This is a genomic window from Paenibacillus agaridevorans (assembly GCF_003112455.1).
Taxonomy (GTDB): Bacteria; Bacillota; Bacilli; order Paenibacillales; family Paenibacillaceae; genus Pristimantibacillus; species Pristimantibacillus agaridevorans.
Genome location: NZ_BDQX01000438.1, coordinates 811 through 7,426, shown reverse-complemented (window position 1 = coordinate 7,426; position 6,616 = coordinate 811). Strand labels below are relative to the sequence as shown.

Sequence of the window (6,616 nt, the reverse complement as noted above, 5' to 3'; positions counted from 1 at the left end):
AGCGCTGGCCGCGGCGCTTGGCGGCGCGGTCGGTGCTTCGCGTGCCGCTTGCGACGCCGGCTACTGCGACTATGCCCTCCAGATCGGGCAGACGGGCAAAGTCGTAACGCCGCAGCTGTACATCGCTTGCGGCATCAGCGGCGCCATCCAGCATCTGGCCGGAATGAGCCAGTCGCGTACGATTGTCGCCATCAACAAGGACCCCGACGCCCCCATCTTCAGCATCGCGGACTACAGCATCGTCGGCGACCTGTTCGAAGTCGTTCCGCTGTTTACCGCGGAGATCCTTCGTACCAGCTCAGCAGGTTAAGACGGTCGTGCCGCACGAACGTTTCTTACAACGTGAAGAGGCTGCGTTGCATGAGCAACGCAGCCTCACTTCGTTCCAGTTAAGGATTCTTTATTCATGAACTCACATGCACTCCGCCTTGCCTCTAACCCGATGTAACAAAAAACAGGCTGTCATCCAACTAGTCGCACTGGACGACCATTTGGATGACAGCCTTCTTATTTGTCCCTAAGCGAAATCCGGCATCCGGATTTCCATGACGCAGTCCGGCGACTCGTACCAGTCGTCCCGCACCGCGTTGGTGACGGGGTAGGAGCGCATGAGGTAGCTCTCCATGGGCTCCAGGTGTTTCCGCAGACGGCTGAATTCCGTCAGCTTCGGATTCAGCCAGTCTTCCATGCCTTCCGCATCCAGCACGACCGGCACGTTAGGCTGCCAGACGGACATGGCCCCGGAAGAGGCAGCGGTCACCATCGTAAACGCCCGCACTTCCTCCCTGCCGTTTACATGGCGCCAGCAATCGAAAATGCCGGGTATGCCAAGAATGGGCTGGTTCGGCACAACCGTGTGCATGACGCGGGGGTCGCGCTCCTGGCCGAACGTTTTTTGGCCGTAGAAGCCGCTGCAAGGAATGATGCAGCGCTGGCGCTTCAGCATGCGCTCCAGAAACGGCTTCTCCGACAGGGTGCTGTAATCCGTGTTCACGGAATCTTTCGCCCAGAACGGGAACAGCCCCCATCTTGCTTCTTGCAGGACCCGCGTGTCATGCCTGTCGTTCATAATAATGGTGACATTCTGCGTCGGGGTTATATTGAACCGACCCTTGTGTCCCTTCATATTTTTGCGCACTTGGAATTGATCCATCAGCTCGCCGATCTCCGCCGTCAATGAAAACCGTTCAATCATCACATTCACTCCTCACTGGATGCTTGCGTTGTTGACACCAGTGTTTGTTAAGTGAATGGAAATTATGCACAACGGAGGAAATAATCGACGCGCTTCATCTTTCACGCCGCCGATGTTTCATGCCATGACCGATTAACACCATAAATGACTACGCTCACCCTGCTAAGTAGTAAAACGTTTGCGAAACTTAAGAGGCGGCATGCCGGTATGCGCGGCGAACAGTCTGGAGAAATGCGGCGTTTGGCGGAAGCCCGTCTCTTCGGCGATACGCGCGATCGTCCAATCCGTCTTGATCAATAGCAGCTTCGCCTGATCCAGCCTGTAGTAGAGCAGATATTGTTGAGGCGTGCAGCCGAATACTTCCGTCATACAGCGCGTGATATAGTTCGTATGCAGCTCCAGCACCTCGCTCAGCATGGTGTTGCTGATGGTGCTCCGGTAATTGAGCTTCAAATAGGCGGCGGCTCTCTCCGCGATCGACACCGCAGCCTTCGCCGCATCGGAACGCCAGCCCTCGTCCATCATCTGCAACAGATGGAGGAACCGCTGTTGCCGGTCCCAAAATGCTCCGTGGGACGAGCTCTTGGCCGCTTCGTGCAGCTGAGAGAAGATCAGCTTGGCTTCGTCGGGATAGCTCAGCTTCATACGCTTCGGCACCCGTATCGCATACGTGTAATAGTCTCCCCGCAGCGTGCCCGGCTGGCTCCCCTGCGTCTCCTCCCAAGCTCCCGCCGCCTGGAAATGCACCCAATCGAACACCGTGGCCTCATTGCAGGGCTTGAAGGAGTAATGCCAGCTGTCCGGCCTCAGGATAAGCACGTCTCCCGGCGTCAGCGTCCATCTATTGTTCTCTTCCGCGACATGGAGCGTCCCCTCGTTTACGAACAACATGTCGAACACGCCGAGGTTCGTCCGGTTGGGATGCTCGTCTCCCGGCAAGTAAGTCGTACGGTTGGATTCGATAAAGAAAGGCAACGGCGGCGATCGGAACGTCACTAATAAATCGTCTGACAAAAAATCTCCCCCAGCATGGCAATCTCGTTGTTGTAGAAATTCTCCACCTTATTGTAATCGGCACCGAGCTAATCAACAACGACTTTTTCCGCGAAATGGTTCCTTCCCATCGGTCTCCGGGATGATTTTGCGTAAAAATTCGTCTTATCGCTTGACTCTCCCCTATACGTCACAGTTTACTATTAGAAGCACAAGCCTGACGCAACACATGGAAGGAGCGGTCGTTCCCTTGTACAAAATAGGCAAGCTCGCGGCAGATGCCGGCATTACGATCCGCACGCTGCGCTACTATGATCGAATGAACCTGCTCAAGCCGTCACTCGTCTCGGAATCCGGCTATCGCTATTACACCATGGACGACGTTCTGCGCTTGCAGCATATCACGACCCTCAAGCATCTTGGCTTCACGCTTGCAGAGATTAAGGCAGTCTTCGAAGACGCAGAGCAAACAACGAGCAGAGTCGATGCCTGGAGACAAGCCATTCGCCTCCAAATCGAAGCCGTGCGCAACGAAGTCGATAGGCTTAAACTGCTGGACCGCATGCTGCATACGACGCTCTACACGCTGGAAATACGCGGAGATGTCAACGCAACCGAAGTATTAGGCTTCATTCAGCAGATGGCGCATCACCAGAAGATCGACAAGGATAACAAAATTCGTGCAAACCTTCGAAAGTCACGGTTCCAACCGGAAGAGATCGAAATTTTGGAAGATCTTCCGCGACTGGATACGGACGACCCCCGTAATATGGCATGGGTCACCTTGCTTCGCGAAGTTCGCGAGCAGAGTCACGCTCCCCCGAATCCAGAGGTCGAGCATCGTCTCGCGGCACGGCTGGTCGATATCGGAGAAGACTGGTTCCGCGGCAGCGACGAGACGCTGGACAAGTATTGGGAGTGGATACGCCCCGATCCGGGCAACGAAGCGAAGGTATTGGGGCTCGACTCCGAGACGATGGCGTTTATCGATCGGATCGTGGACAACTATTTGGCGAAAGTCCAACAATAAGATATAAAGGAAGGGAATCATCGTGAGCGAAACAATTGAACGGAAAGCGCCGCCTAAAGCGGAGAAGCCTCTGTCCAAAAATCGTGCTTGGCTGTACGTCATAGCCGGCGGAGGGCTTGAAATCATATGGGCCATGGGCTTTAAATACGAGGCCGTGCCCTCACTCGTCGTGCTGATCTCCCTGCTGCTCAGCTTCGACCTCATCATACGCGCCACCAAGGCGCTCCCTATCGGAACGGTCTACGCGGTATTCGCGGGCATAGGCACGGTCGGAACCGTCGTAGTCGAAGCCGTCATGGAAGGCACCATCAGCGCCGCCAAGGTGGGCATTATTCTGCTATTGCTGCTCTTCATTATCGGATTGAAGCTTAGCGCTGGAGGGAGCGAACAGAAATGAACGAAGCATGGTGGTTGTTAATCGGAGCAGGCATGATGGAGATTGTCGGGGTCATCGGAATCAAGCGCGTCGCGGAGAACAATAACTGGACCAATAATCTGATCCTGATCGGAGGATTCATAATCAGCTTTCAATTGCTGCTCGGCGCACTGGAGACGATTCCGTTATCTACTGCGTACGCCGTATGGACGGGAATCGGCACGGTAGGGGCAGCCGTAGTGGGCATGACCTTCTTTAAGGAATCCAATAGCCTGCTGCGCATCGTCTGCATTGCAGGCGTCATTGGCTGCGTCATCGGACTGAAATTAATTGGTTGAACACTTGCACGCTCACATAGCCGGAAGCGCATGTCGGCTGCCGGACGTCGCCTCGGAGCTCTCCAGCATGGACTTTACCAGCCGCATATAATCCAGCGACTTCTGCCATTGCTGCCATTCCGGCTTCCAAGTGAAACGCCGGCCGCTTAGAGGAACCAACGCTTCTACGCGAGAAGGCAGCCGGCCGAACGCGCACATGCCGAATACGACGGTCATGTGAAAGTACAGCTCCAACGACTCCGGGTTTTCGTCGGCGACCAGCTTCTGGACGATATAGCCGCCTTCCCCGTCGGCCTGATCTTGCACAGTGATCAGGTGGAATTGCTGCGTCAGCTCCATGTCCAGCTCCTCCACATATACCGTGAACGACTCGAAGCGCGCCATTACCTCTCCATCACACGAGTCCTGGACCATAAACCTCTGCAAATGCCGAATGATATCGCAACGCGTCTGAAGATAATGCTCGCCGGAGTGGAACTGTTGATGCCGGTTGGAGAAGCTGCGCAGGCACGCTTCTTCCACCAAGGCTTCCGTCCGTTCTTGCCGAGGCACCACGCAAACATCATGGACCGCGAGGCATGCAGACAGAAGTACGAGTCTAGACCAGCCCTCCTTGCGTCTCCCCATCTCGCCTTGACTGCGTGGGGATTCCCCTCCTCCTCGAAGCATTTGCTCGATCTTAACATCTTCGATTCGAACGAGCGGCGGCATCAGCTTTTGCACAATGCACCTGCCACTATTGCCCCCATACGCTTGCCTTCTTCCTTCTCTTCGCCCGAAGCATTGTATTCGAACTTCAGGCTGGGACATACGATCGACGCGCCAAGCTCCTGCAGCTTTGCCTCGATCAGATCTACCGCCCCGCAATATACGGGATAGCTCGTATCGCCGGAACCGAACGCTGCCGCTTGCTTGCCGGACAGGTCCAATCCATCCATATCCTCGTAAAAATCGAGGAATTCATCCGGCAGCTCGCCATCTCCCCATGTATATGCTCCTATAACGATAGCATCGTATTCCAGCAGCTCCGCCGGTTTGGCGTCATAGGCTTCCTTGCATACGACCTCGAAGCCCGATTCCTTGGCGCCTTGGGCAATCGCCTCCGCCATTTCTTCGGTATTGCCCGTCAAGCTTGTGTACAGCACGATGACCTTCGGCATCTGCAGGCTCCTCTCCCGAATCCAGCCGCACGTAATACGGCATGTTCTCTACTATATCTCGATGGACTGAACGCCCTGGAACAGCGTCGCCATATATAACTTTTCTCCTAGCACGTCGACATCCGTCACGGGAAAGCCCAGCTTGACGGACATCAGGACGAGCCGATCTGCCACGTAAGCCAGCGAAAACAAGCCCTGATCCGTGCAGACATACACGTTCTTGCCCTTGGTGGTCACGGAGAAGATAAACTTCCCCCCGAATGTGATCCGGTCGAATCTGCCTTGCTTATCGCCGACAAGCAGCTCGCCCTCGTCGCTCGCGCCAATCAGATGCCCGCGGAATACCGCAAGACTGCTGACTCTCCGCTCCATCTCGAACTCCGCCCACTCATCCATAAACCGGTCGTACAGCGAGATCCCGGTCTCATGGCCGACAATGACGTACTGAGGCAGGTTGATAAAATCATAAATTCGTTTCCCCTCGCATGCCAGCAAGCCCCACTTGCTCCCCGTGCGCATCCAAAGTCCGTTATCCGTAGCCGCATAACGCGCGCCGCCGATGTTGCGGTATTGATAACAGGGCTGCGAGAGCCCGTCGTTCTCCCATTGCTCCCCCGTCCATTCGTAAAGCCCTTTGCTCGTGCAGGCGTGGAGATGCTCATGTTGAAGCTGAAGCCGATGAACACTAGCCGAATCCGGCAGTCCTTGGCCAAGCTTATCCCAATTGGAATTTCCGTCTATTTCATATACGCCGTAACCGACCGAACCCGCATACACGCCGTACGGGGTCGCTTTCACCGACGAGAACGGGAACAGCAGCCAGTTCCACGGTTTATGGGTATCCGTTCGCATGGATTGATTTCCCCTTATATTATATTGATAATGATTATCACTTTCATAAACATGATAGCTACTCTCCGTTTTTTTGTCAATGCCTGGCGTTTGAAATGCGATGACGGCGTACTTGCCCGAGATCGCCCATTTTTCGTAAAAATAGTCGAGCGCCTACCGATTCGGGCTATTGCACCCAATCACGAATGCCTATCCCGTCGTAAGATGGATAAACAACTAGGAGGTGCTTAAACTGAAACAACCATTCAAAAATAGAAACCGCTCCGCGAAGAAGCAGCTCGTCTTCGTTAGCAAATACAGCGGCGGCGGATCTTCCGCAAAACATAAACACACAGGCAAGAGAAACGGTAAGAAGAGAAAACGAATCGTCGTTCAAGCAACCGGCAGCGAAAATCGAAACCGGCAACCCGACGACTGGATAGGCCCAATAGGACCGACCGGGGCAAATGGAGAAAATGGTCCTCAGGGGGAACGCGGGGAACGCGGGGAGCGCGGCAAAAAAGGCGATGACGGCGAGCGCGGCAAACGCGGACATACAGGAGCAACGGGCCCAGCGGGGCCTCAGGGAATTCAAGGGATTCAAGGAATTCCGGGAATTCCGGGAATTCCGGGAATTCCGGGGCTTCCAGGACTTCCAGGACAGGTGGGTCCAATGGGTCCAATGGGTCCAAT

Annotated in this window: 10 protein-coding genes; 5 read left to right on the top strand and 5 right to left on the bottom strand. The window is 54.9% G+C overall.

What is annotated here, in order from left to right; genetic code table 11:
* The coding region (locus PAT3040_RS33490; protein WP_146200632.1) for an electron transfer flavoprotein subunit alpha/FixB family protein at positions 1-310 on the top strand (310 nt) is incomplete at its 5' end.
* A 207-nt stretch (positions 311-517) separates the two neighbouring features.
* Here the strand turns inward: PAT3040_RS33490 and PAT3040_RS33485 are convergent.
* Both PAT3040_RS33485 and PAT3040_RS33480 read right to left on the bottom strand, forming a co-directional pair.
* On the bottom strand, positions 518-1,195 hold the full coding sequence (locus PAT3040_RS33485; RefSeq protein ID WP_087572719.1) for an SOS response-associated peptidase: 678 nt from the start codon (positions 1,193-1,195) through the stop codon (positions 518-520).
* Positions 1,196-1,357: 162 nt separating this feature from the next.
* A complete protein-coding gene (locus PAT3040_RS33480) occupies positions 1,358-2,209 on the bottom strand; it encodes a helix-turn-helix domain-containing protein (RefSeq protein ID WP_087572720.1) in 852 nt (283 codons plus the stop codon).
* Between the two features lie 229 nt (positions 2,210-2,438).
* Between PAT3040_RS33480 and PAT3040_RS33475 the strand changes: the two genes are divergently transcribed.
* Genes PAT3040_RS33475 through PAT3040_RS33465 form a run of 3 tightly spaced genes read left to right on the top strand, consistent with a single transcriptional unit; the run spans position 2,439 to position 3,932 of the window.
* Positions 2,439-3,218, top strand: a complete 780-nt coding sequence (locus PAT3040_RS33475; RefSeq protein WP_181377006.1) for a MerR family transcriptional regulator — start codon at positions 2,439-2,441, stop codon at positions 3,216-3,218.
* A 22-nt stretch (positions 3,219-3,240) separates the two neighbouring features.
* Positions 3,241-3,615, top strand: coding sequence for a DMT family transporter (locus PAT3040_RS33470; protein ID WP_258235289.1), 375 nt, complete (start codon positions 3,241-3,243; stop codon positions 3,613-3,615).
* A complete protein-coding gene (locus PAT3040_RS33465) occupies positions 3,612-3,932 on the top strand; it encodes a DMT family transporter (protein WP_108996086.1) in 321 nt (106 codons plus the stop codon). The genes PAT3040_RS33470 and PAT3040_RS33465 overlap by 4 nt, the downstream gene beginning before the upstream one ends.
* Before the next feature lie 12 nt (positions 3,933-3,944).
* Here PAT3040_RS33465 and PAT3040_RS33460 read toward each other — a convergent pair whose 3' ends face one another.
* The 3 genes from PAT3040_RS33460 to PAT3040_RS33450 are packed head-to-tail and all read right to left on the bottom strand — an operon-like array spanning position 3,945 to position 5,944.
* Complete coding sequence (locus PAT3040_RS33460) at positions 3,945-4,655, bottom strand: hypothetical protein (protein WP_108996085.1); 711 nt, start codon at positions 4,653-4,655, stop codon at positions 3,945-3,947.
* The gene (locus PAT3040_RS33455; protein ID WP_108996084.1) at positions 4,643-5,092 is read right to left on the bottom strand and encodes a flavodoxin; all 450 of its coding nucleotides are present in this window, start codon (positions 5,090-5,092) and stop codon (positions 4,643-4,645) included. Before PAT3040_RS33455 ends, PAT3040_RS33460 begins: the two co-directional genes overlap by 13 nt.
* Before the next feature lie 51 nt (positions 5,093-5,143).
* Positions 5,144-5,944 carry a hypothetical protein gene (locus PAT3040_RS33450; protein ID WP_108996083.1) on the bottom strand — a complete coding sequence of 267 codons (801 nt, stop codon included), beginning with the start codon at positions 5,942-5,944 and terminating at the stop codon, positions 5,144-5,146.
* Between the two features lie 446 nt (positions 5,945-6,390).
* Between PAT3040_RS33450 and PAT3040_RS38275 the strand changes: the two genes are divergently transcribed.
* The coding region (locus PAT3040_RS38275; protein ID WP_219930350.1) for a hypothetical protein at positions 6,391-6,616 on the top strand (226 nt) is incomplete at its 3' end.